The sequence below is a fragment of the Paenibacillus sp. JSM ZJ436 genome, from assembly GCF_044383795.1.
Classification (GTDB): domain Bacteria; phylum Bacillota; class Bacilli; order Paenibacillales; family Paenibacillaceae; genus Paenibacillus_AQ; species Paenibacillus_AQ algicola.
This window is the reverse complement of record NZ_JBISEO010000003.1, coordinates 151,169-175,030: the sequence shown is the minus strand read 5'-3', so window position 1 is coordinate 175,030 and position 23,862 is coordinate 151,169. Positions and strand designations below refer to the sequence as shown.

The 23,862-nt window shown below is 51.8% G+C and carries 18 protein-coding genes; all 18 read right to left on the bottom strand.

Annotated elements, in window-relative coordinates; genetic code table 11:
* Positions 1 to 76: 76 nt before the first annotated feature.
* A complete protein-coding gene (locus tag ACH6EH_RS05015; RefSeq protein WP_397331377.1) occupies positions 77 to 2,269 on the bottom strand; it encodes a helix-turn-helix domain-containing protein in 2,193 nt (730 codons plus the stop codon).
* Between the two features lie 122 nt (positions 2,270 to 2,391).
* Entirely contained in the window at positions 2,392 to 4,407 is a 2,016-nt protein-coding gene (locus tag ACH6EH_RS05010; protein ID WP_397331376.1) for a hypothetical protein, read from the bottom strand.
* A 354-nt stretch (positions 4,408 to 4,761) separates the two neighbouring features.
* On the bottom strand, positions 4,762 to 5,226 hold the full coding sequence (trmL, locus tag ACH6EH_RS05005) for a tRNA (uridine(34)/cytosine(34)/5-carboxymethylaminomethyluridine(34)-2'-O)-methyltransferase TrmL (protein WP_397331375.1): 465 nt from the start codon (positions 5,224 to 5,226) through the stop codon (positions 4,762 to 4,764).
* 166 nt (positions 5,227 to 5,392) lie between these two features.
* Positions 5,393 to 6,481 carry a 3-phosphoserine/phosphohydroxythreonine transaminase gene (gene serC / locus ACH6EH_RS05000; protein ID WP_208203071.1) on the bottom strand — a complete coding sequence of 363 codons (1,089 nt, stop codon included), beginning with the start codon at positions 6,479 to 6,481 and terminating at the stop codon, positions 5,393 to 5,395.
* A 165-nt stretch (positions 6,482 to 6,646) separates the two neighbouring features.
* Positions 6,647 to 8,071, bottom strand: a complete 1,425-nt coding sequence (gene glnA, locus ACH6EH_RS04995; RefSeq protein WP_397331374.1) for a type I glutamate--ammonia ligase — start codon at positions 8,069 to 8,071, stop codon at positions 6,647 to 6,649.
* 278 nt (positions 8,072 to 8,349) lie between these two features.
* Entirely contained in the window at positions 8,350 to 9,405 is a 1,056-nt protein-coding gene (gene aroF, locus ACH6EH_RS04990) for a 3-deoxy-7-phosphoheptulonate synthase (RefSeq protein WP_397331373.1), read from the bottom strand.
* A gap of 493 nt (positions 9,406 to 9,898) precedes the next feature.
* Positions 9,899 to 10,849, bottom strand: a complete 951-nt coding sequence (locus ACH6EH_RS04985) for a 4-hydroxy-3-methylbut-2-enyl diphosphate reductase (protein WP_397331371.1) — start codon at positions 10,847 to 10,849, stop codon at positions 9,899 to 9,901.
* Between the two features lie 50 nt (positions 10,850 to 10,899).
* Positions 10,900 to 12,366, bottom strand: coding sequence for a sensor histidine kinase (locus tag ACH6EH_RS04980; RefSeq protein WP_397331370.1), 1,467 nt, complete (start codon positions 12,364 to 12,366; stop codon positions 10,900 to 10,902).
* Between the two features lies 1 nt (position 12,367).
* Complete coding sequence (locus tag ACH6EH_RS04975) at positions 12,368 to 13,054, bottom strand: response regulator transcription factor (RefSeq protein ID WP_397331369.1); 687 nt, start codon at positions 13,052 to 13,054, stop codon at positions 12,368 to 12,370.
* Between the two features lie 112 nt (positions 13,055 to 13,166).
* Entirely contained in the window at positions 13,167 to 14,828 is a 1,662-nt protein-coding gene (locus ACH6EH_RS04970) for a S1C family serine protease (RefSeq protein ID WP_397331368.1), read from the bottom strand.
* A gap of 131 nt (positions 14,829 to 14,959) precedes the next feature.
* Positions 14,960 to 15,613 carry a response regulator gene (locus tag ACH6EH_RS04965; protein WP_397331367.1) on the bottom strand — a complete coding sequence of 218 codons (654 nt, stop codon included), beginning with the start codon at positions 15,611 to 15,613 and terminating at the stop codon, positions 14,960 to 14,962.
* Positions 15,614 to 15,634: 21 nt separating this feature from the next.
* Positions 15,635 to 16,687, bottom strand: coding sequence for a HAMP domain-containing sensor histidine kinase (locus ACH6EH_RS04960; RefSeq protein WP_397331365.1), 1,053 nt, complete (start codon positions 16,685 to 16,687; stop codon positions 15,635 to 15,637).
* A 4-nt stretch (positions 16,688 to 16,691) separates the two neighbouring features.
* A complete protein-coding gene (liaF, locus tag ACH6EH_RS04955; protein WP_397331363.1) occupies positions 16,692 to 17,789 on the bottom strand; it encodes a cell wall-active antibiotics response protein LiaF in 1,098 nt (365 codons plus the stop codon).
* Between the two features lie 243 nt (positions 17,790 to 18,032).
* On the bottom strand, positions 18,033 to 18,233 hold the full coding sequence (locus ACH6EH_RS04950) for a hypothetical protein (protein WP_233281033.1): 201 nt from the start codon (positions 18,231 to 18,233) through the stop codon (positions 18,033 to 18,035).
* A gap of 137 nt (positions 18,234 to 18,370) precedes the next feature.
* Positions 18,371 to 19,111: a 3D domain-containing protein gene (locus ACH6EH_RS04945; protein ID WP_397331362.1), complete on the bottom strand. Its 741-nt coding sequence runs from the start codon at positions 19,109 to 19,111 to the stop codon at positions 18,371 to 18,373.
* A 90-nt stretch (positions 19,112 to 19,201) separates the two neighbouring features.
* The gene (gene thrS, locus ACH6EH_RS04940; RefSeq protein WP_138226682.1) at positions 19,202 to 21,139 is read right to left on the bottom strand and encodes a threonine--tRNA ligase; all 1,938 of its coding nucleotides are present in this window, start codon (positions 21,137 to 21,139) and stop codon (positions 19,202 to 19,204) included.
* 416 nt (positions 21,140 to 21,555) lie between these two features.
* A complete protein-coding gene (locus ACH6EH_RS04935) occupies positions 21,556 to 22,494 on the bottom strand; it encodes a putative sporulation protein YtxC (RefSeq protein ID WP_397331361.1) in 939 nt (312 codons plus the stop codon).
* A 188-nt stretch (positions 22,495 to 22,682) separates the two neighbouring features.
* Complete coding sequence (mqnC, locus tag ACH6EH_RS04930) at positions 22,683 to 23,816, bottom strand: cyclic dehypoxanthinyl futalosine synthase (protein ID WP_397331360.1); 1,134 nt, start codon at positions 23,814 to 23,816, stop codon at positions 22,683 to 22,685.
* Between the last annotated feature and the right edge of the window lie 46 nt (positions 23,817 to 23,862).

The window sequence follows — 23,862 nt, the reverse complement described above, 5'->3', positions numbered from 1 at the left end:
TAATATCGCAAGGTCGTTTATTCAACCTGCAATCCTTCATGAATATGGCTTCTAAAGAAATGCATGGGGACAATTTTTACTTGCAGTGGTGCTGTTTCCGGTATTCTGTCGGACTTTGAGCATGCTTTCGCTTGAATGCACGAGTAAAGGTATTAGACGACATATACCCTGTCTGAGAAGCAATATCATTCACAGTATCATCGGTATTTGTGAGCAATGCTCTTGCTCGCTCCATTCGTTTTTCTTCTACAAATTCAAAAAAATTCATTCCGACTAATTCTTTAAATACCTGTGAAGCATAACCTTCAGACATAGAGAACTGCTCTGCAAAGGTACGTAATGATAATTCCGATTGACCATAAGTCTCATGAATAAAATCAAGCATCCGAAGCTTCACTTGCTCCTGACGATTTTTCTTATCCAGCAGCGCTTGCTCTGCAACCTTGACGTACAATGCCTTGATCTTCTGAAATAGAGGTTCTAGATCTTCATTTAGGTGAAGATCGTTAAGCTCAGTTTGAATTTCCTTAAGTTCGTCGTCTGACAAAATAAAATTATGCTGGAGGTTTTTAATAAAGCTGCCCCACAAATGATAAACAAATAAGCGATGACTGTCCGGCGGCTGCTGTAGTTCCTCTATATTTTTTCGAAATAATTGATCGAGCACTTCTGTGGCCTCTAATCCCTTCCCTTCTTTAGTGAGATGATTCAGCCGTTGCTCAATGTCCAATGGAAAGTCAAATCCAACAAAGGATCGCTTAAACTCCCCGTAAATAAAAAACCTGTGGTCCGGATGCCATCTTTTCATAAACAGAGCATCTTTAGCTTCTTCATAGGAGCGGGAAAGCTCCATGTAACTTTCATATTGACCGCCAACGGCAATCAATAAGCGGGAAGAAGCCGTTACCTGATCCCAATCGTAAAAAAGCTCATCCCGTTGATTCTGGATCAAGGCCAGTGATTCCTGTGTTCCCGACAGCAGACAGGCAACCTTTCCTCCTTCCGTGTCGTGAAATAGAATGGACTGACCTGCAATTCGCTCCACGAGCTTCTTCGCAATAATTCTCCTTTCCTCGCTCTCCAATAAAGACGACTTCACGAGGCTATCCTCATCTGGGTTACAGTCCAGAATAATTACTTGAAAGCAAGGTCCCAAGAGCTCGAGCTTGTAATGCTCGATCATTCTCGGTATTTCTTCTTCCTCCAGTTCTCCACGGAGCAATCGCTCCACCACGTGACTTCGCAAAACCACCTGCTGTTTCATCAACTGGTCTTGCATCTGATCGCGGTGAATGAGCAACCTAGATACCGGTTTACTGCTTCGATAGGCTAACAATAGCGAAACAAAGATACCTATAACCAGGCCAAGGATAAGGACAATCCCGGTTGTATTCCGAATAAAATCAATTTTCTTCCAAATTACTTCTTTTGGCTGCACTAATATGTATTTCCATCCATTTCGAGAGGAGGTGGTGTATGTCACAAGCATGTTCTGCGTCGAGTCGGAAGGCATTAGCATGCCCTCAGTCTCCGAAGTGAATATTATTGCAGGCTCTGCATCCTCCGTTAAGCCGGCAATGAGTTTGCCGTCAGAATTCATAATGTAAGCGGAGCCTCCCTCCGACACGTTCATCCCGCCTAGTAGCTCCTGTACCTTTTGGTGATCCAAGAAAATCACCAGTGTTCCCAGCTCTTGATCAGCATGCCCCAAGGTTTGAAAATAGGGAATGACGCGTTGTGTTCGGCCTTGAATTTTCACATTCTGTGCCGGAAAATATTGTTTATGATGATAGGAATATAGTAAATCATGCTGTTGGTCTTCATGGAGAGGGTAAATATCGTTGAAAAAAGCTTCCAGACGATACGTCGAGTCATGATGCAAGGCCAGCTCACTGCGGAGAAACACTAAATAGTATCCGGATATGGTGGAGCTCACCCACCGATAATCCTTCAACTGCTGCCGCAACTCTAGAATTTTATAAATATTAGAACCTGTAAATGGGTCATCTTCATATTTGTAAGCGCTTACTTTATTATTTTCGATAATTTCCTGCCCTAAGCGTTCTACTTCCTCCAGGCTTTGATCCACTAGATCCCGACTATGCCGTAAATCTGTAACATTCTGCGCCAATATTTCATCAGTAATCATCTGGGAGCTTTTCTCATAAATAAACACACCCATACCTACGGGTATGGCTAAAATGATTAGGTAAGGAACTAAAAATTGAACAACAATGTTCCATTTGTGCGATTTTATTTTTTTAATCATACGATCTCCCCCATTCTCAATCAACCGTATAGCTTTTGATTCAGAATAACAAGCAGCCCCTAGTTCAGTAGGGGCTTTAGCTTTAATGAAGATTTTATTATTTTCATGGACTATCGTTATGTTTAGCCATCAAACTCCACAACAAGCATCTGATGAATATACAGCTGAGGTATTGTGCATGTCAGTTCACCGTTATTCCATTCCCACTTCAACTCTTCCTGCTCCGGTGCAAGATAGACTCGCTTAGGCGGAGTTGGCGGACGCAAGACTACAGGAATATGATAGCGCATGGGGATTTCCTCGACAACCGTATTGCCTGTATGTCTCTTCGCACTGAATTGGGTAAGATGTAAAATCCATTCTGACGGCTTCTGCATCAGCGACACCTCCACGGCAGGTGTCTTTGCCTGGACCTCTACAATGCGTTCATCGGGCTTCAAGAGAAAGTCAGCCATATTAAGTAGGGCTTGGCGCGTATGCTTGCTGCCGATTCTAAAATAATCCTCTGCATAGGATGCTGCACAGACGATGATGGTTCCATGTCCATAATGAGCAGCTACCGCTCCCGGAGTTTCCGCTAGTTCGCCGGCAGGCGCGTGAAAGTGACTATAGCGTACAACAGGATCAATGTCTTCAAAAGGTCGGTACACCTCGGCCACAATTTCTGCTCCTTGGACTTCCCATCGTGGGAACCTTCCTTTCACGAACATCGGCGTGTCAGGGATATGCTCCGCAAACTCACCAATGGGCTGAATAAATTCACCACTGAGGTCTCCGCTCCCTGTCCAGCGCACTTTTGCGGCCCGTTCAAGAAAGCTTCTCCAGGCTTCATTTAACCACAATCCTCCGCCTGTTACGAGCAGCTTCCCTCCACGTTGGATATAGTCATCCATCTTATCAATCAGCTTCTTATCCAGAGAGATATTCTCCGCGAGCCAGATCAGCTTGTAGGGCTCCAGATCCGCAAGATCGTCGATAATATCGAAATGACGGTTGCCTTCCAGCAACGTAAGTCCTGCTCCATATAAGGCTTCCGGCTTCTGATGTCCGAACATCTCGGACATATCTCCCCGGACCATTCGTTGTCGATCTCCTAAAATTGCAATATACGGAACGGATGTTGCACCGAGTGCCCACTCTTCCCGTTCCTTTACAAAGGCATACGCCTTACCGATTAAATCGTACACAGCCTGATCGGGTTTACCGTTGGCCGGCAAATGATCCCCGATACAGCAAGAGCCCAGAGTGGCTAATATCGTTGCGCATTCATAAGTAAGCTGTACCTCATTGTTCAAGCTGCCAAAGTACCCCCAATTCTTAGGGAATCGTGTAGTTTGGGCATTGTGCGGGATACCCAGCGTACGAATATAACGAGACATCACCGCATAGTGATAGCTGTTCCAACTCACTGGCGCTTCAAGTTCAATAGAATCCAGAGACGGTGACCGCGCACCTCCTATAAACCATCTGCAGTTCGAGGTAAAGCCCATCTCCGGATTGACTTCCTTAACAATACTGCGAGACTTACTCATGAAATCCTCAATAGTGCGATCCCATAACGCTGCCAACTCAGCGGGTTGATTCATATCGAGTCCCAGCTTTGAAGCCCGTTGACGGCAATACCCGCAGTAGCAGGTGTTTCGAGGATACGTTACCATGTCTAGGAATACACCTGCTACATCCGGAAACTGACGAACAAAATCCTGGAGCTGCGGATAGAACCATTCTTCAGCGTATGGTGAATTGAAGCATACCCAACCCCAATCCTTGCCGCCATTGGTATCCAGTCGGGCTCCATCCTTCGTAACCATCGCCCACTCCGGATGCTCAATAACCGATCGATCATTAATTCCAGGCCCGAAATGGACATAGATCGTGATACCTTCCTTTTCAGCAGCCGGCAAGAGCTCGCGAAGCAAATCTGCTTTCAGCCCTGGATGTACAGGTGCATGCTCTGAATGATAATAAGCGTTTCCACAAGCGCATAATCCAAAAACGACTGTAGCCGCATTCACATTCGCCTTTTTCCATGTCGCTACTAGCTCCTGTGCATCGTATTCTGCCCCTACTTCCTTTACCCAATAAGGCGTATGAAAGTCTAAATGAATTTTCCGATTCTCATCCTTTAATGCTCTCAAGCCATATTCACTCCTCTGGATCATTCTATAATAAAACAATAAAGCGCTTTCCTAAATTAAGTTTATTATAACGGATACAGGACTGATGAAATAAGCAAGAAAATCGACCTTGGATGCTACAATCTCGACTAACTTGGAATGAGCTAACGAGCGTTAAAGGCAATTATGCGATAGTAACTTCCCCGCCCGTCTGCCTGGCCGCTGCGAATTTCTATGGCCATGACAGGGTTCATGCTGTCTAACTCAGACGATGGTCTCCATGGTGCTACTGCAAGGATTGGTGAGCGTATATCCCGTTCTAAGCAGCTACTAAAAAAAAGCACCCCCAACCATCGTTGGAGATGCTTCCTACCTTTACTCCATACCCGGAAAATCCAGCTGCCGCAGGGCCTCGAAGGCGACAATGGCTGCGGAGTTGGACAGATTCAGAGAACGGACCTTGTCTGTCATGGGCATGCGGATCAAATGCTCCCGGTTAGCTGCCAGCAGCTCCTCCGGCAATCCCTTGGTTTCTTTCCCGAACACTAGAAAGTCACCGTCCTGAAACTGAACGTCGGTGTAGCGCTTCTTCGCCTTGGTGGTCGAGAAGAAATATCGGCCTTCCGGATATTTCTCCTGCAGCTCCGCAAAGGAATCATGGTACTCCAGATTGACGGCATACCAGTAATCCAGTCCGGCCCGCTTCAGTGTTCTGTCGTCCGTATTAAATCCCAGCGGACGCACCAGATGCAGATGAATCCCGGTTGCCGCGCAGGTTCTTGCGATATTTCCTGTGTTAGCCGGAATCTCCGGCTCCACGAGTACGATGTGTAATGCCATATGTGCTGTCTAACCACCTTATCGTCTATTTCTGTCTATTATAACGCATTCTGTCATGAAAAAAGAGCCTCCTGCTGCCATTAGCAGAGAAGGCTCTTCTCTTTCATGAATGCGCCAGCCGAGCGCTTGAACGGCTCCCGGCATGCTTATGCAATCTGCCAGGAACTTATTGGTTCTTGGCTTTGAAGTCATGCATGAATTCCACCAGCGCCTTGCAGCTCTCGTAAGGAACCGCATTGTAAATGGATGCGCGCATCCCGCCCACGCTCCGATGTCCTTTCAGACCGATAAAGCCTTCCTGCTCAGATGCTTTGGCAAAAGCCTTCTCCAGCTCCTCTGAGCCCAGGCGGAAGGTTACGTTCATGTCCGAACGACTGCCTGCTGCTACGCAGCCACGATAGAAGCCTTCGCTGCTGTCAATGGCATTGTAGATCAGCTCAGCCTTTTTCCGGTTCATGGCCTCTACACCTTGCAGACCGCCGTGCTCTTCAATCCACTTCAGCACTTCGTTAATCATATAAATGCCAAAGGAAGGCGGTGTATTGTATAGAGAGTTATTGCCGGAATGAGTATCATAGCGGAGCATCGTCGGCAGATGGCTCGGCGAGCTCTCAATCATCTCTTCGCGAACCAGCAAGACGGTTACGCCGGAAGGACCGAGATTCTTCTGAGCCCCCGCATATACCATACTGAACGCATTGAGATCGAAAGGACGGCTTAAAATATCACTCGACATATCGCAAATCAGCGGCACCGAACCGGTGTCTGGAAATTGCTTGAACTGGGTGCCCTCAATCGTTTCATTCGAGGTCATATGCAAGTAAGCCGGCTGTTCCGACAGCTGAAGCTCGGACAGCTCCGGCACTCTCATATACTGATCCTGCTCGGTCGAAGCTGCGATGTGAACCTGTCCAAGAAGCTTCGCTTCCTTAATCGCCTTATTCGCCCAGCTGCCGGTCTTCACGTAGTTAGCCTGCTTGCCCTCTTGCGCGAAATTCATAGGAATCATGGCAAATTGCGTACTCGCTCCGCCTTGTACAAATAGCACCTTATAACCCGAAGGGTTCCCGAGCAAGCCCAGCAGCCTGTTCTGTGCTTCATTGTGTACGGATTCATAAATGTCACTGCGATGGGACATTTCCATAATAGACATGCCGCTTTCCCGGAAATCCACAAACTCTGCCTGGGCACGCTCCAGCACTTCCAAAGGCAGCGCTGCCGGTCCGGCGTTAAAATTATATGCTCTCTTGCTCACTCCACTCTCCACCCTTTCGTATGTACGCTCATTTCATGTTATCGAATATCATAGCAATAACCCGGAGGGGTCTGCAAGTGCTTTTTTTCTCTATTTAAAGACACCATTCATGAGTAACGAGAAAACGCAGGAGGATGTACCTCCTGCGTCTCGTATTAACAATTATTACAGATCGTAGTAGAGCGAATACTCATGTGGATGTACCCGAATGGATACTGATTTCGCTTCGCCGCGCTTCAGGGAGATGAAGTTCTCCAGGAATTCCTTCGTGAACACGCCGCCCTCGGTCAAGAACTCATGATCCGCTTCCAGAGCGTCCAGCGCCTCATCCAGGGTGCCAGGCACGCTGCGGATTTCCTTCTTCTCCGCATCCGACAGCTCGTAGATGTTCTTGTCGAATGGACCATAGCCCAGCTCTTGCGGGTTAATCTTGCGCTTGATGCCATCAAGGCCAGCCATCAGCATCGCGGAGAAGGCCAGGTAAGGGTTGGCTGTGGAGTCCGGTGTACGGAACTCAATACGGCAGCCTTTCGGTGTTACTGCAGCTACCGGAATACGTACGGCTGCAGAACGGTTACCTTTGGAGTATACCAGGTTTACTGGAGCTTCATAGCCAGGTACCAGACGCTTGAACGAGTTCGTGCTCGGGTTCGTCAGAGCGATCAGGGCCGGTGCATGGTACAAGATGCCGCCGATGTAATGCAGTGCAGTTTCACTCAGGTTAGCGTAGCCGCCTTTTTCATAGAAGAGTGGAGTATCGCCATCAAAAATGGACTGATGCACGTGCATTCCGCTGCCGTTATCGCCAAAGAGCGGCTTCGGCATAAAGGTTGCTGTCTTGCCATACTGGCGAGCTGTGTTGTGTACAATGTATTTATAAACCAGCAGGTTGTCAGCCGTTTTCTTCAATGTATCGAAACGGAAGTTGATTTCCGCTTGACCTGCAGTAGCTACCTCGTGATGGTGACGCTCTACACTCAGGCCCGCTTCATCCAGCAAACGGCACATTTCACTGCGGATATCCTGCTGTGTATCTACAGGAGCTACCGGAACGTACCCGCCCTTCACTCTTACCTTGAAGCCGAGGTTGCCGCCTTCTTCCTTGCGGTTTGTGTTCCAAGCTGCTTCTTCGGATTCTACGTAGAAGCTGGAGCTGTTCATGCCGCTTTCGTAGCGAACATCATCAAACAGGAAGAACTCCGATTCCGGTGCGAAAAATGCCGCTGTGCCTACGCCGCTGTCCTGCAGGTACTGCTCGGCACGTGCAGCGATGCAGCGAGGGTCACGCTCATAGGATTCGCCGTCTGGTGTGTGAATGTTGCTCATAATATTCAATGTAGGATGTGCAGTGAACGGGTCCACATAGCAGGACTCCGGATCTGGCATCATCACCATATCGGATTCTTCAATTCCACGGAAGCCCGGGATCGACGAACCGTCAAACGCTACGCCGTTCACGAAGGTTTCACTGTCTACCGCGGATGCCGGCAGGGTAATATGGTGTACCCGACCCGACAGGTCAACAAAACGGAAATCCACCCATTCAATGTTATTCTCTTCAATTGTCTTTAACACGTTCTCTACCGACATGTCTCTTCCTCCTAATACCCGAACATTAAGCGAATAAACCTCTGTGAATGTTCATGATTTTCGATTTCTTTTCCGTTATTATATTCTGTCTAGAAGCAAGTCGTCAATACTCATGTAAGGTATTTTTCTTCATTTGTGTTATATAACATAACATTTAGACTTTTATCCTCCTTCGACACGAAAAGACGTCTTTCGCAGGGAAAGACGTCTCGTTAAAGCTATGAGAAGCATAGTTATCTCTTGCTGTTCAGGCGTGGCTCAGAGACCTCCAGAACCTCTTACACTCTCGCAAAATCTGCAGCGGGCGCCTTAGCGGTATTGAATGATTTACCCATCAATGGAGCCAGCTGCTCCAGCTCCTTCAAGAGAACTGCAAACTGATCCGGGAACAGCGACTGAACTCCGTCTCCCGTCATGGAGTTATCCGGGTCGGTGTGCATTTCCACAATCAGTCCGTCTGCCCCTGCTGCTACGGAAGCCTTCGACATGGGAGCAACCAGCTCACGGCGGCCCGTGCCATGGCTCGGGTCAGAAATGACTGGAAGATGGCTGAGCGATTGCAGCACCGGAATGGCAGACAAATCCAGGGTGTTACGGGTGTAGGTTTCGAACGTTCGGATTCCGCGCTCACACAGCATAACATTCTGATTTCCGCCAGCCAGAATGTATTCCGCCGCATTCAAGAATTCATCATAGGTCGCACTGAAGCCCCGTTTCAATAGCACTGGCTTGCCGCAGCTGCCCAGCTTGCGCAGCAGATCGAAATTCTGCATATTACGCGTCCCTACCTGTAATATATCAGCGTATTCAGCGCAAATGTCTACATACTCCGGAGTCATTACCTCGGTAATGGTCAACAGCCCGTGCTTCTTCCCGGCCTCTGCCATCATAATCAGGCCTTCCACCCCGATGCCCTGGAAGCTGTACGGCCCGGTACGCGGCTTGAACGCACCGCCGCGAAGCACCTGAGCACCCGCCGCCTTGACCAGCTTCGCAATGTCGTCTATCTGCTCCGCCGATTCTACCGCACAGGGCCCGCCCATGACGACCAGATTTCCGCCGCCGATCTTGACGCCCTTCATTTCAATCACCGTATCCTCAGGATGGAAGTCACGGCTGGCCAGCTTGTAAGACTTCGTAATCTTCACCACGTTCTCGACGCCCTTCATCTGCCGTAAATGCTCTGCGAGCTTGGGGTTAACGCTTCCGATCAGTCCAATGACGATGCGGTCGGTACCTCTGGAAATATGAGCCTGAAGGCCTTCCTTCTCAATTTCGGCTACGATATGGTGAAGCTGCTCCTCTGGCACTTGGCCCGATGTGATGACAATCATGTGGGATCCCTCTTTCATATTATGGATTCTGCAGCAGCCTTCCGGATGCCCGGTGCCTGTTCTGCAGGATTATACTTTATCGCTTGTTCGCTTTTACGCTTGTGTGCTTTTAAGCTTTTATGCTTTTAATGACTAAAGTAAATATACAGGATTACAGCTTTACCGTCAACACTTCACGGAAAAGATATCAATTTAAGCCTGAACCTGCTCCAGCGGCAGCGGCGGCAGGCTTGGATTCAACGGATATTTGTGACATAACCACCTTCCCATGACATCTTCATATGTGTTTGTCATCTGATAGCTTTATTATAGCGGAAGGGGGACATTCAAACTATTTTCCTGAGCAACGAAAAATGATACTATTCAATTCTATTTTTGAAACGCTTACATTAATAAGAAAAGGAGAATGAAAGCCCTATTTCCTTTTTTACGCACAAAAAAGCTACCCCTGCTGCGTACCTCTGTACAGGGATAGCTCATCATCAAACTGTAATCAGCTCTTCGTCGCTGCCTTGACAGGCGGCAGCAGCTTGTTCATCTTCACTGTCCGCTTGATTTCCCAAGTCTCCGGCCGGTCATGCTCATACTGCTCCAAATAAGCAATGACCTCCTTCGTAATCGGCGTCGGCGTGGAAGCGCCCGAGGTCACAGCCACCTTCTCGACCCCGCTCAGCCATTCCCTCTGCAGCTCGGTAACATCGCTGATCCGGTGAGCAGGCACCCCGGCAATATCCATAGACACCTGGGCCAGCCGATTGGAGTTGTTACTGCGCGGATCTCCGACGACGATGACGAGGTCGGCCTGACCGGCCTGCTCCGCCACCGCTTCCTGACGAACCTGGGTCGCTAGACAAATCTCATTATGAATCTCGGCACCCGGAAATCTCTCCAGCAGCCGGCTCATAATATGCTTGATGTCCCACTGACTCATCGTCGTCTGATTCGTAATGATGATCCGGTCGGCGGGAATGTGCAGGCTTTCGATTTCCTCCAGTTTCTCAATCAGATGCACGTGCTCCGGCGCAACTCCAATCGCGCCCTCCGGCTCCGGATGGCCCTTCTTGCCGATGTAAATGACCTCATAGCCATCAGCGGTCTTCTCCCGAATCAGATCATGCGTCCTGGTCACATCGGGACAGGTAGCATCGAGTGTTGTCAGCCCTTTCTCCCGCGCCAGCTGTCTGACTTCCGGAGACACGCCGTGAGCGGTGAAAATCACTGTGCCGTGCTCCACCTGCTTCAGAATGTCCATCCGGTTCGGCCCATCCAGAGTAATGATGCCTTCATCCTCAAACGATTGGGTCACATGGCTGTTATGCACAATCATGCCAAGTATATATATAGGCCGGGGAAGATCCAGATTCTGTGCCGCCTGGCGAGCCAGCACCATCGCGTCAACGACGCCGTAGCAATAGCCCCGGGGCGATATTTTGATCACTTCCATGGTCCTCACCTGCTTTCTGTCTGCTTAATTACACTCCCTGTATTATAACGCTATTCCAACGGCGCGGCAAAGATTGCCGGCAGCCACACTATAAACGTGCTCCCCTCTCCCAGCTTGGTTACGACCTCTACCGAGCCGCCGTGCACGTCGATAATCCATTTTGCAATAGAAAGTCCGAGTCCTGTGCCTTCCGTGGCGCCGCGAGACTGATCTGCGCGGTAGAAGCGCTCGAAAATATGCGGAACCTCATCCTTCGCCATCCCGATTCCCGTATCCGCCACACGGATGCCAACCTGACCTCGGTACAGGACAACATCCAGAGACACCTCTCCTTCCGGCGTATACTTGAAGCCGTTCTCTATGAAGATAAACAGCATCTGCTGCAGGTAGTCCCGATTTCCTTCTACATAGACGCCATTCAGGGAGGAGAGGTCACCGGCGCTCCAGGCAGCCGTCTTCGGAAGAAACTGGGCGCGGCGGATCACCTCGATCAGCAGCGGCTGCAGGGCGATCGGTACCTTCTCAAAGGTTTGGCCTGTATCCGCACGGGCAAGAGAGAGCATATCCGTAACCAGACGTGTCATGCGTTTCGCTTCATCCGAAATATCGCCGATGGCTTCAGCTGATATTTGACGGAGCGTCTCCTCATCGAGATCCGGACGATCGCCCTGCGGCCCGGTCCAGATCTTGTGGAGCAGATCCACATTTCCGCGGATGGTCGTCAGCGGAGTCCGGAGCTCGTGCGAGGCATCCGAGACAAATCTCCGCTGAGCCGCGTACGCATCATCCAGCTCTTTGTAAAAGCTCTCCGTCCTCGACAGCATATCATTGAAGGTGCCGATCAAGCTGCCAATCTCATCCTGCGGACCGTCATATTCAATCCGCACACTGAGATCGGTCCCCTTCTGAATCTGATTGGCCGCATCTGCCACCTTCTGAATCGGCTTCATGGACTTGCGGGCCAGAAACAAGCCGAGCGTCGAGGCGGTAATAAGCGTAGCGAGTGTTCCCATAATCAGAATGGACTGCAGACGGTCCAGTGTATTCTCCGAGGTGCCTGTGTAGGCTCCAACCTGAAGCCAGCCATACACCTGCCCCGTATTGGGCAGAACGACATAATCCTGATAGATCAGAAAAGGGTTGCCGGATACATTGATTGACTTGAAGCCGCGCTGCTTCTGGCCATCCTCCATGGACGGCACTTCATATTCCAAGCCGCGAAGCCTCATATTGTCTGACTGCCATGCTTTTTGATTATGATAGGTATACGTCTGGACATAGAAATCCGCTTCCTCCATCCGCAGGACTGAAGATCGGTCAGGAATGAAGACCAGGCCGCCATCGTCGGCGTTGATGGAGACCACAGGGCGGATCTTGTTATATTGCTGCTGAATGCGTGATTTCAGCTCATCGTACGTATACAAATGTACGAATCCGTAGACGGCCAAGCTGAACAGAAGCAGCGTGACGAATAAAATGCCGGAGTACCATGCTGTAAGCCGCCAACGGATCGACATGCTAGCGCTCCCCTCTGAGTATGTAGCCAGCCCCGCGGATCGTCTGGATTAAACGCTTGCCTCCATGCTCTTCTGTCTTCTGGCGCAGCATGGCAATATATACTTCCAGGACATTGGACTCGCCGCTGTAATCATATCCCCAAATCTTATCCATGATCAGATCTCGCGAGAGCACTCGCTTCGGGTTCAGCAGGAACAGATGAAGCAGCTCGAACTCCTTCGCCGTAAGCTCCAGCCGCTGTCCGCCGCGAAGCACCTCTCTGGCGCTCACATCCATGCTGATATCTTCGAACGTAAGCTTGCTGGTGCTCTGCTCGTCGCCACTGTTTCTGCGAAGCAATGCCCGGATCCGCGCCAGCAGCTCCTCCAACGCAAAGGGCTTGACCAGATAATCATCCGCTCCGGTATCCAGGCCCTTTACCCGGTTCTCCAGCTCATCCTTAGCGGTCAGCATAAGAACGGGAATACGGCTTCCCCCCTCACGCAATCGACGTAGCGCCTCAAAACCATCCACCTGCGGCATCATGACATCCAGTATGACGGCATCCGGCTCCTCATTGAGCACCATCTTGAGGCCCTCTGCACCATTGGCTGCAGTATGCACCTCATAGCCCTCAAAGGCCAGTCCTCTACGGAGCATTGAAATAATCTTCTCATCATCATCCACAATCAAAATACGCGGTCTCATGAAATTCCGTCACCTCTACCGTTCTGTCGTTGTATAGTTATTATAACGATATGGCTGTAAACAGGACAAGCGGAAGGGAGCGATCCCTTCCGCTTGTCTATTAAAATACAGCTTACTGCTGCTCTGTCAGATCATAGTCGTTGCGGTCACCGATCTTGATCGGCAGATCCAGTGCTTTGCCATTGCGGTTCACATTCAAGGTCATTTCATCGCCAACGCTCTTGGATTGAATGTACTCAATCAGCTCCGCAGCCGTGGCGTACTTCTGGCCGTCTGCACCAACAATGATGTCGTACTGACGCAAATCGGCTTCATACGCCGGGGAACGGAAAACGACCGAGTTCACGTAGGTGCCTTCTGTAATTTCGGTTCCCAGCTGTTCGGAAATTTGAGGCGTCAGTGTACCCAGGCTGGCTCCGATAAACGGCTGCGGCTCTTTCGGAACTTCTTCATTGTTCTTCAAATAGTCAAGCACTTCGTTAATCGTCTCCGCCGGAATCGCAAAGCCGATGCCTTGAGCTTCTGCACTAACGGCTACGTTCATACCGATGACCTCTCCTCTCAGATTCAAGAGCGGCCCGCCGGAGTTACCAGGATTAATGGACGCATCCGTCTGAAGCAGATCCTCATAATTCCGGTCAGCTTCACCGTTCTGGCCGGCAATGTCGATCTGGCGCTCCTTCGAGCTCAGTACCCCGGCGGTCACAGTATGCGAGAAGCCGTGCGGGTTACCGATCGCCACCAGCCATTCACCTACCTCCAGATCCTCCGAGCTGCCCAGCGGAATGGCCGGGAAACCGTCCTCGCCCTCAATCTTCAGCACGGCCAAATCCAGCTCGTAGCTAGATCCCAGCAGTTTTGCTTCGTAAGGCTTATTCGTTCCCTCTACGGTAACCTGGATAAGATCCGCTCCGTGGATAACATGTTCATTCGTTAGGATATAGCCCTCTTTGTCAAAAATAAATCCGGAGCCGATGCCTGAAGGCTGCAGCTGCGAGGAATCGGCGCCGCCTTCGCTGCTACTGCCGCCTCTGTTACCTTGGGAGCCGTACTGGTCTCCAAAGAAATAACGGAAGATATCGTCATCCATGCTGCGGCCGCCCTGTCCCTGGCTGCTGACCATCGTCTCGATCAGAACGACAGAGGGGCTCGCATGATCGACCACAGAGGCTACGTCGCCTTGTCCGGAAGGTATCATTGCGGCTGCCGTGGACGCGCCGCCGCCTTGATTAGACGGAGCCAGCGCTGCGGCTACCTCACTGCCACTCCCCTGCGTGCCCAGCGGCTGGTCCGGTGTAAACAAATTGCTGCGATCAGCCACATACATGCTGCTTACCATGACAATCATACCGGCGAGGAAGGAGAGGAGCACCGCTTTTACCGGGTTCTTTTGCTTGCGGCTGTAGTTCCAGCTCCCTTTCGGCTTCTCACCGCTTCCATTACCGCCGGCCGGGCGCTGTGAGCGGCCCGCTTCGAAGGAGGACATGGATGGAACCGGCTTTACCGGCTGGGGATGACTAACCTCCACCTCCTGCGGATCTCTACGGACATAGTGGCTTTGGCTGCCCTCGTCTTGTTTCTCGGAGTCGCCCAATGACTTGAACGGTCCATATGAATAATAAGATGATGAGTTCGATGGTGATTCTGACTGGGTCTCAGATGCTTGACGAGGTTCAGCCTCACTTTCATATTCGCGGCCAGCTTCAGGCTCCCGCTTGTGCTCCTCGTCCTGCCCGTCTCCGAAGCCTCCAAACCGGTTTCTTTGATCGTCCATGCTTCTACCTCCTATAAGATCACCGTGCCTGCGGCCGGTGGCTGTGTTTGATATGCTCTTATTGTGTACTATAAACCTTAACGACACCTTAAAAACAATTAAAAAGGAGATAAAAGCTGTGTACGATCAACCTATGATTTTACCCAGCCCTTGCGGTGGGCAAAGATGGCCAATTGTGTCCGGTCCTCCAGCTCGCACTTCATCAGCAGATTGCTGACATGGGTCTTGACCGTCTTGATACTAATATGCAGCTCTTCTCCGATTTCCTTATTATTCTTGCCTTCGGCGATCAGCAGGAGCACTTCCTTCTCCCGCTCCGTCAGACCTTCCTGATCGTCCTGGGCTTGATGCTGACGGATGCCCCGTGTCAGTGCCTCCGATACGTCCCGGGTCATGACCGGCATTCCCCGGCAGGCTCCCTGCAGGGCGTAAATCAATTCATCCGCAGATACCGTCTTGAGAACGTAGCTTACAGCTCCGGCTTCGACACACTCCAGCACCAGCTCATCCTCCAGAAAGCTCGTTAAAATTACAATTTTCTGATCCGGGAACTCCTGCATGACCGCCCGAGTCGCCTCGGCCCCGTTCATCACCGGCATCATGAGATCCATCAGAATCAAATCCGGCATTTCTTCCGGCCCGCTGCTGCGCAGCATGTCTAGCAGCTCCATTCCATTCGCAGCCTCACCGATGACCTCAAAGGCGGGCTCCAGCGACAGGTATGTTTTGAGTCCCATCCGGACCATGTCGTGGTCATCGACCAGCAGTATTTTAACAGCCGTCATAGCTTCCTCCCCCTGTTGCTCTTATTCCCTGCTTGGATCCTGCTCAGTATGTTCTGCTCCGCCCGCCATAAACAGCGGTATATGTACTCTCACCGTTGTGCCTGCTCCCCGGCGGCTCACAATCTCCACCTGTCCCCCCAGCTTGTCGGCGCGCTCCTTCATCGTGCTTAGCCCATAAGACCCCTGTTTGGGTCTGCCTTCATCAAAGCCCTTGCCGTCGTCGCTGACGCTCAGCACGACCCGCTTCTCTTCCTCCCGCAGCGACAAGCTGATCATACTGGCTTCTGCGTGCTTGACAATGTTAGCAATTGATTCCTGGATAATGAGAAACAGCTGATGCTCGATTGCATCCGACAAGCCTCCGTACAGCTCGACCTCGCGTATCCCCTTCAAGCCGTTCTGGCGGCAGTAATCCGGGAACCAGCGCTCCAGCGCCTCCTCCAGCGTCTTGCCCTCCAGCTCCACCGGGCGCAGCTGGGCGATAAGTGCCCGCATCTGCTTCTGCGCCGTATGGGACATGGAGACGAGCTGCTCCAGCACCTGCTGTCCCTGAACAGGATCCTGCTTCAGGACCCCCGACAGCGAGGAAGCCGACATATGGATAGCGAACAGCTGCTGGCTTACCGTGTCATGGAGATCCCGCGCCATCCGGCGCCGTTCCTCCAGCACCGCAGACTCTGCTGCAAATTCCTTTTCCAGCACCTCTTGCTCGCCCAGGCGCTGCAGCAGCTTCATTTTATTCTCAATCGCTTCTGTCATGGCATTAAATTCAGAATATACGCCGGCGAAGGATTCATCCTCTGCCTCCGGCATCCTCACAGTCAAATTTCCCTTGGCCACCTGCAGCATGTTCAGGTGCAGGAGATCCAGCGGGCGCTGAATGCGCTGCGCGGCAATATATCCTGCAATGACAGTAAACAGCAGGATACCGGCTGTGTAATACCACCACAGCCGGTGATCCCGAATCGTCAGATAGCCTCCCTCGCCCGCAAGGTACAGAAACAGCGCAACAACAGCCCCGATGGTCAGGAAGTACATGACAATGACCCACTTCGTATTTTTGACAAATCCCATCCGATTACCCTACCTTGTTCACTTTGACATCGCCGATGAAGGCGCTGATATGAATCACGATCTTTTTGCCAGACTCGCGGTAATCCGGACTTTCCAGTCCGACACTGCTCAAGAAACCGCTGCGCTTCTGTCCCAGCACCGACATATCGCCAATGAACGAGCTGGTAGAGACTCGGATGCCCACATCGAGATCATTCGGCACGAACACTTTAATGTCGCCGATGAAGGCTGAGATATTAATCTTGGTCTTGCCGTACGGAATCTGCGCCCGGGTAAGATCAATGACCGTATCTCCGATAAATTGCGAGATGTTGGTCGGCTTTAGTTCGAAATAATCCTTACCCAGATGAATATCGCCAATGAAGCTTGATTTATTCGTGTAGCGCTTGCTGTTACCGCAGTTATGGTATTCCTCGTACGCTCCATCATCGTCCTGATCTCCATATTCGTAGTGACTGTCACCCTTGCGGCGGGATCTCCTGCGGCTGCTTTCGTATTCCTGCTCCTCATGACGGTCGCTGTAATCCCGATAGCTGCTGTCCCCCTCCCGCCTGTTACGGTCTGCATCCCGGGGACCCTTGAGATCCCGGTCGCCGGAGCCAAATCGCTGCTCAAACACCTCATCCAGCGACGATTCCAGCTCTCCCGGTGCGGGAGGAGGCGGCGCATCATGCGCATCATATGCATCATATGCATCATTCTCACGCCCAGGCTTGCGATAGTCATCATCACTTGTCGCCTTAAAGGCTTTATCCCGCTTGCGCTTCGGACTAAAGATAACGTACAATCCGCTGCCGATCAGGATCACAGGCACTGCAATCCGCAGCAGGTCTCCGAATGAGAACCAGAGCAGGTTCAAGTTATGCCCCAGGAAATACACGCCGATAATGAGCGGGATGAAGGAGCCTAATACGGCGCACCCGTCTTGCTTTGCACTGAAGATGCCCTGCAGTCCTGCATAAATCAGAATGACCGGCCAGAATGTGGAGAACAGCTCACCCAGACTGAAGCTCTGGATTCCCAATTCATTCAAAATAAACAGCGCGCCGATGCCAATCAGCAGCAAGCCGCCAAACAGCTGGTTCCATGTTTTTTTACTCATCCCTGCATCCCTTGCCTTTCTTTAGTTCCTTATGTGATATGTACAGTGTACGACAACCAGCCTTCGATTGAACAGCTGCGGCGGGATGAAACTGGAATCGGTCTACAGACCGATAGGCTGGGAATGGATACCTTTTTCAGCAGTTGCCGGCCATCGTACTCTAATCGTAAAAAAGCTGCCCCCTGCAGATGACGCTCTGCGCAAGGGACAGCTTCTGATGGGTACCATCATATAAAATGCAGGTTAGCGGTTCGTTTTCGGGTTGTTCGTCTGGCTGAACTCAGCAAACTCCGCATCGTATTTCTCGTTCGGTGTGCTGTAGCTCTCCTGTACCTTTTTGGCACCCTGCTCGGATACCTTGCGGCTCACGTTTTCCTGTCCAAACTCCTCGTTGTACTTCTCGTTCGGTGTTTGGTAGCTTTCTTGCACTTTTTTCTTGCTCATGATTGTCACCTCCCTGTAGTCTCAATACCTCATCCTCTTCGGGGACTGCTCCCCGAACCATAGTATGTGACGGACCGATGCTCAATATACAGGGATTGCGAAACCTCCGCAGTGCGAAAGCAGCTCACAGAAATGACTTAAATGGCCTCATCCAAAAAAGAAGAAGGCAGGTAGCGGTACGTAGCTATGGCTTCGCCCACGCGCTCCAGCATTTCCTGGGTGCAGCGGCCGGAGCCCCGTTTGATGACCTGCACCTCGACATCTTTTTTGCCCCATTCCTTAAATACCTGCTGTGTCGTAGTAAAATACAAATCGATCTTGGAGCCTTTAATGGCTGAACCGATATCCGCCACGATGCCGTAGCCGTAATCCGGAATATATATAATGCTGCCGATGGGAAAAACTTTGGGATCTGCTGCAATAGTGGACAACGCTTCCCGGTCCCGCTTCACCTTCACGCCGGAATACGTAATGCCGTACTGCGGATGTCCCGGCTTCTTGCCGGTTGATTCATAGCCGGCCGTGTAGCCGGTCGCCGTTACCTTTACCGTTCTCAGCACCTGATTCGACCGCGGCGCCGAGACGGGAACGGAAGGATCGCGCTGCTCCTCCACAGGCCTATGAAGCTGCCGCTCCGCATGATGTACGAGATACTGCCCCAGCTCGCCCATGCCTGCGGCATGAAACGCGTACAACCGTGAAATCTCCACAAAATAGCTGCCCTGGATAACCTCTTCCCCGGAATCCGTAACGCTATAGGAATCAGCGGACACCGGCAGCAGCCGTGCTGCTGCTTCTGCGGGTGATACTCCGCCCCACCATATTAACGCCAGACCCGTGCATAATAAAAGCCTCTGCCATAGATTCCAATGTTTCATGTGAATACCTCCCCCTTACTAGCGAGGGTTCCCACACGATCCTTGAAATATACCTATGAACAGAGGCTTGTTCTTACCTGTACCCTGGCGTTAGACCGCGCGGGTCGTCAATTCTTCACGAAGCTTTTGGATGACCTCGCTCAGCGGCTGAGCCCCGAGATCTCCCTCACCGCGCTTGCGGACCGATACAGCCTGTGCTTGCTGCTCGTTCTCGCCGACGATGAACATATACGGTATTTTTTCCAGCTGGGCTTCACGGATCTTGTAGCCCAGCTTCTCGTTCCGAAGGTCCGCTTCCACAGACAGGCCGGCTTTTTGCAGCTGCTCGGTGACCTCCTTGGCATACCCGTCAAATGCGGTCGATACCGGGATGACCTTCACCTGAACCGGAGACAGCCACAGCGGCAGTGCCCCTGCAAAGTTCTCCAGAAGGAACGCCGTGAAGCGCTCCATGGTGCTCAGAATACCGCGGTGAATCACAACGGGACGATGCTTCTGTCCATCCTCACCGACATATTCCAGCTCAAAGCGCTCTGGCAGCAGGAAGTCCAGCTGTACCGTGGAGAGGGTCTCCTCTTTGCCCAGGGCAGTCTTGATCTGAACGTCCAGCTTCGGACCATAAAACGCTGCTTCGCCTTCTGCTTCGAAGAACGGCATGTCCAGGCTCTCTACAACCTCGCGAAGCATACGCTGTGACGTTTCCCACATCTCGTCATTCTGGAAGTACTTCTCTGTATCCTCCGGATCGCGGTAGGACAAGCGGAAGCGGTAGTCTTCAATCCCGAAATCCTTATAAGCGGTCTTGATCAGCTCAATTACCCGCGCGAACTCTTCCTTGATCTGATCCGGACGGCAGAAGATGTGCGAATCGTTCAGGGTCATCGCGCGTACGCGGTGCAGACCGGTCAATGCGCCGGACATTTCATAGCGGTGCATCATTCCGAGCTCGGCGATCCGGATCGGCAGATCCCGGTAGCTGTGCATGCTGCTCTTATACACCATCATATGATGCGGGCAGTTCATCGGACGGAGCACGAGCTCCTCGTTGTCCATGACCATTTTGGGGAACATATCCTCCTGGTAGTGCTCCCAGTGGCCTGAGGTTTTGTACAGCTCTACATTTCCGAGGACCGGTGTATACACGTGCTGATAGCCCAGCTTCTCCTCCAGATCTACAATGTAGCGCTCCAGCGTACGGCGCAGCTTCGCACCGTTCGGCAGCCAGATGGGAAGTCCCTGTCCAACGAGCTGCGAGAAGGTGAACATCTCCAGCTCCTTGCCCAGCTTGCGGTGATCGCGCTTCTTCGCTTCCTCCAGCAGGCGCAGATGCTCATCAAGCTGTGCTTTTTTGACAAAAGCTGTACCGTAAACACGCTGCAGCATCTTGTTCTTGCTGTCTCCACGCCAGTAGGCGCCGGCGACGTTCATCAGCTTGAACACCTTGATCTTGCCTGTCGAGGGCAGATGCGGACCGCGGCACAGGTCGAAGAATTCACCCTGCTCGTAAATCGTAATAACACTGTCCTCCGGGAGCGCTTCAATCAGCTCCACCTTGTATGGATCACCCAGATCTCCGAAGATCGACAGTGCTTCCTGCCGGCTGACCTCCTTACGGACAATCGGAAGGTTCTCGGACACAATTCGTTCCATTTCCTTCTCCAGCTTCTGCAGGTCCTCCGGATTCAGCGGCTCCTCCAGATCCATGTCGTAATAGAAGCCGTCTTCAATAACAGGACCGACGCCCAGCTTTACGGATTTCTCCCCGTACAGGCGCTTGGTCGCCTGTGCGAGCAGGTGAGCCGTGCTGTGCCGCATGACCTCCAGGCCTTCCGGTGAATCCAGCGTTACAATTTCAACCAGGGCTCCTTCTTGCAGCGGGGCCGCCAAATCCACAACGATGCCGTCCATTTTGCCAGCCGCCGCGTTCTTGCGCAAACCGCTGCTGATGGAAGCGGCTACGTCTTCAATACTGCTGCCTTCTGCATATTCCCGGACCGAGCCGTCCGGCAGCTTGATGCTGATTGCCATGACACATTCCTCCAACATAAAAGTGGTGTATTTTCGCTCCGTCACCGGAGCCGGATATTTTCACGTCTGAACGCCATCACTTTTTGCAGGACAATATAAAAAGCACCCGTCCCGCAAAGGGACGAGTGCTACACTCGTGGTTCCACCCTAATTCGATCCCGCCGCGCAGCCTGCCATCGAGGTCATGGTTGCTTGGAAGAATCCTTCATTGGCATGAGGTAACGGTCATGATCCGGCGAAGCCTACTGGTCTCTTCAGGACTAGCCTTGGAGCTTGGTTCGACGACGCAGCTACAAAGGGGTAAATCTGCAGGTTCACCGGAGGAAATTGCAGCCTGGTTTCCTCTCTCTGAAGCGGTGCTGTCTTCTGAACAGATTCATGTCTTTGTCGGTGCTTTTCAACGTAAACGTGAATTATCAGTTATTATAATCCCGTCCGGCGTGCAGCGTCAAGCCTATGTGATTCAGCCCCTCGATAAACGGAGTGCACTCCTGACAGCTGTAGCAGACCTCAGCCCGATGATCAAAAATCTGAAGCAGTGTCCCGATGACCGGTAATCCCGGCTGGCGGGTATGAATGATAAGCCTTGCCGGCGCCGCCGAAATCAGCGTGCTGACGACCATATCCTCGACTTCCATCTCCTGATCGAGCCTTTCCATGACGAGACCCTCCTGCTTGCCGGCCTCAATCGGCTTCAGTCTTCCGTCGAGCAGAAGCAGATCTTCTCCGCCCCGCTGAATCACATGAACCAGCGGAGTCAGCGGCTCTTGAAAATAGACGAAATATTTGAGCAGGCTGATAAATTCTTCATATTGCTGGTCCAGCATATACTCATCCACCGCATACTCGGCCAACTCCCGCAGCTCCTGCTCATAATCGCGGAGCCGGAACGCCAGCAGCCCATCGAGATTCAGCTCGGCGCTTTCGGCAAGGCACTGCCGTATGGTGCGGTCCAGCTTTTGCCGGCGCCGCCGGGCGAATTCCGCCGAGGTGCCCTCATCCTTTTCCAGCAGCTGCAGAAAACAACGGAGCACCTGCTCCAGCTCCTCGCCATCCTGAAACTCAAACTCCTCCTGCAGCAGTCTTGCCGCAATCTCCTGCTCCTTCTGCTTGGCAATATACGCGGTGACGGCCTCCGATATTTCAGCCCGCAGCAGCTCTCCGCTCATGCCCCAGGATGTCAGCGGCAATTTACCGGAGCAGGTCCAGATGACCCGGTTCTGACTGGCACTGAATTTGAATTTCAACGGCTTGCACTGCTTATGTAATGCCTTCTGCTTGTCTAGAAAAATGCGGTAAAAGCTTTCTTTCTCCAGCTCGGTGCGCGTGTTGACTGTAATGCTGAACAGCTCCATGGAATCGCTCCTTTCGGGTTCCCTTGTTCAGTATATGGGAAGCCTGATGGGGATATACGGAGCTGGCTTTTGGAAAAGTGTGTTATGCCTCTTCCAAGCATCAAAAAGCCCCTCAGCCGTAAGGGTCAAAGGGGCATGTCCTGATCCCAAATCAGCAGCCGACATCCTGCAGATTATGGGGTCCGGTCTTAGTTTTGCATGATAAAGTCACGCTCTACAGAGGAATTACCGTCAAATGTACGCAAAATCTCATATCGGGTATTCCGCTGTGCCGGAATATATCCCGCTTCCCGAATCATCGTCAGAATCGTTTCAATGTTGACCTTGTGTACAGCCCCTGCTGCTGACACTACATTCTCCTCCATCATGGTGCTGCCGAAATCATTGCAGCCGTAGGAGAGCGACAGCTTGCCGATCTCTGGCCCCATCGTGACCCAGGAGGACTGCAGGTTCGGCACATTATCAATCGCCAGCCGGCCGACGGCCACGCTCTTGAGGTACGCCTCCGGCGTTTCGCGCTCGCGCTTCAGGTTCGTATTGTCAGGCTGGAACGTAAATGGAATAAAGGCCAGGAAGCCCTTGGAATTCCAGCCGTTCTGAATGCACTCGTCCTGCGCATCCCGTATCCGGTGCAGATGCAGAGCCCGCTCCTCCATCGTCTCACCCAATCCGATAACCATGGTCGCCGTCGTATTCATGCCAAGCTGATGCGCTGTCTGCATAACGTCCATCCATTGACGCCAGCTTCCCTTCAGCCTGCTCACCTTGGAGCGAATCCGGTCATCCAGAATTTCTGCGCCGCCGCCCGGCAGGGAATCCAGTCCCGCATCACGCAGCTCCCGTACAACCTCGTGCAGCGGAAGGCCTGATACCTCGACCATCTTCATAATTTCTGCTGGGGAGAAGGAGTGCATGGTAATATTGGGAAACCGCCCTTTAATTTTGCGGAGCAGATCTGTGTAATAGCTGAACGGCAGGTTCGGATTTGTTCCGCCTTGCATCAGGATTTCGGTGCCATTGACATCCTCGGTTTCCTGGATTTTTTGCAGAATCGTTTCGTCCGACAGCACATAGCCCTCTTCATGGCCCGGTCTGCGATAAAATGCACAGAAACGGCAGTACACATCACATACGTTCGTATAATTAACATTCCGGCCGATGACGAAGGTCGTCACGGGATCCGGATGCTTGCGCTTGGTCATAATATCGGCGGCGTGGCCAATCTTCTCCAGCTCATCACTTTCAAACAGCCGTGTGGTATCCTCCACCTGCAATCGCTCGCCCCGGAGCGCTTTGTCTAAAATACGGTCAATTGTGCCCATATGTAAATCCTCCTTTGCTCCTTCGACGAGAAGGCCTTTCCTCATT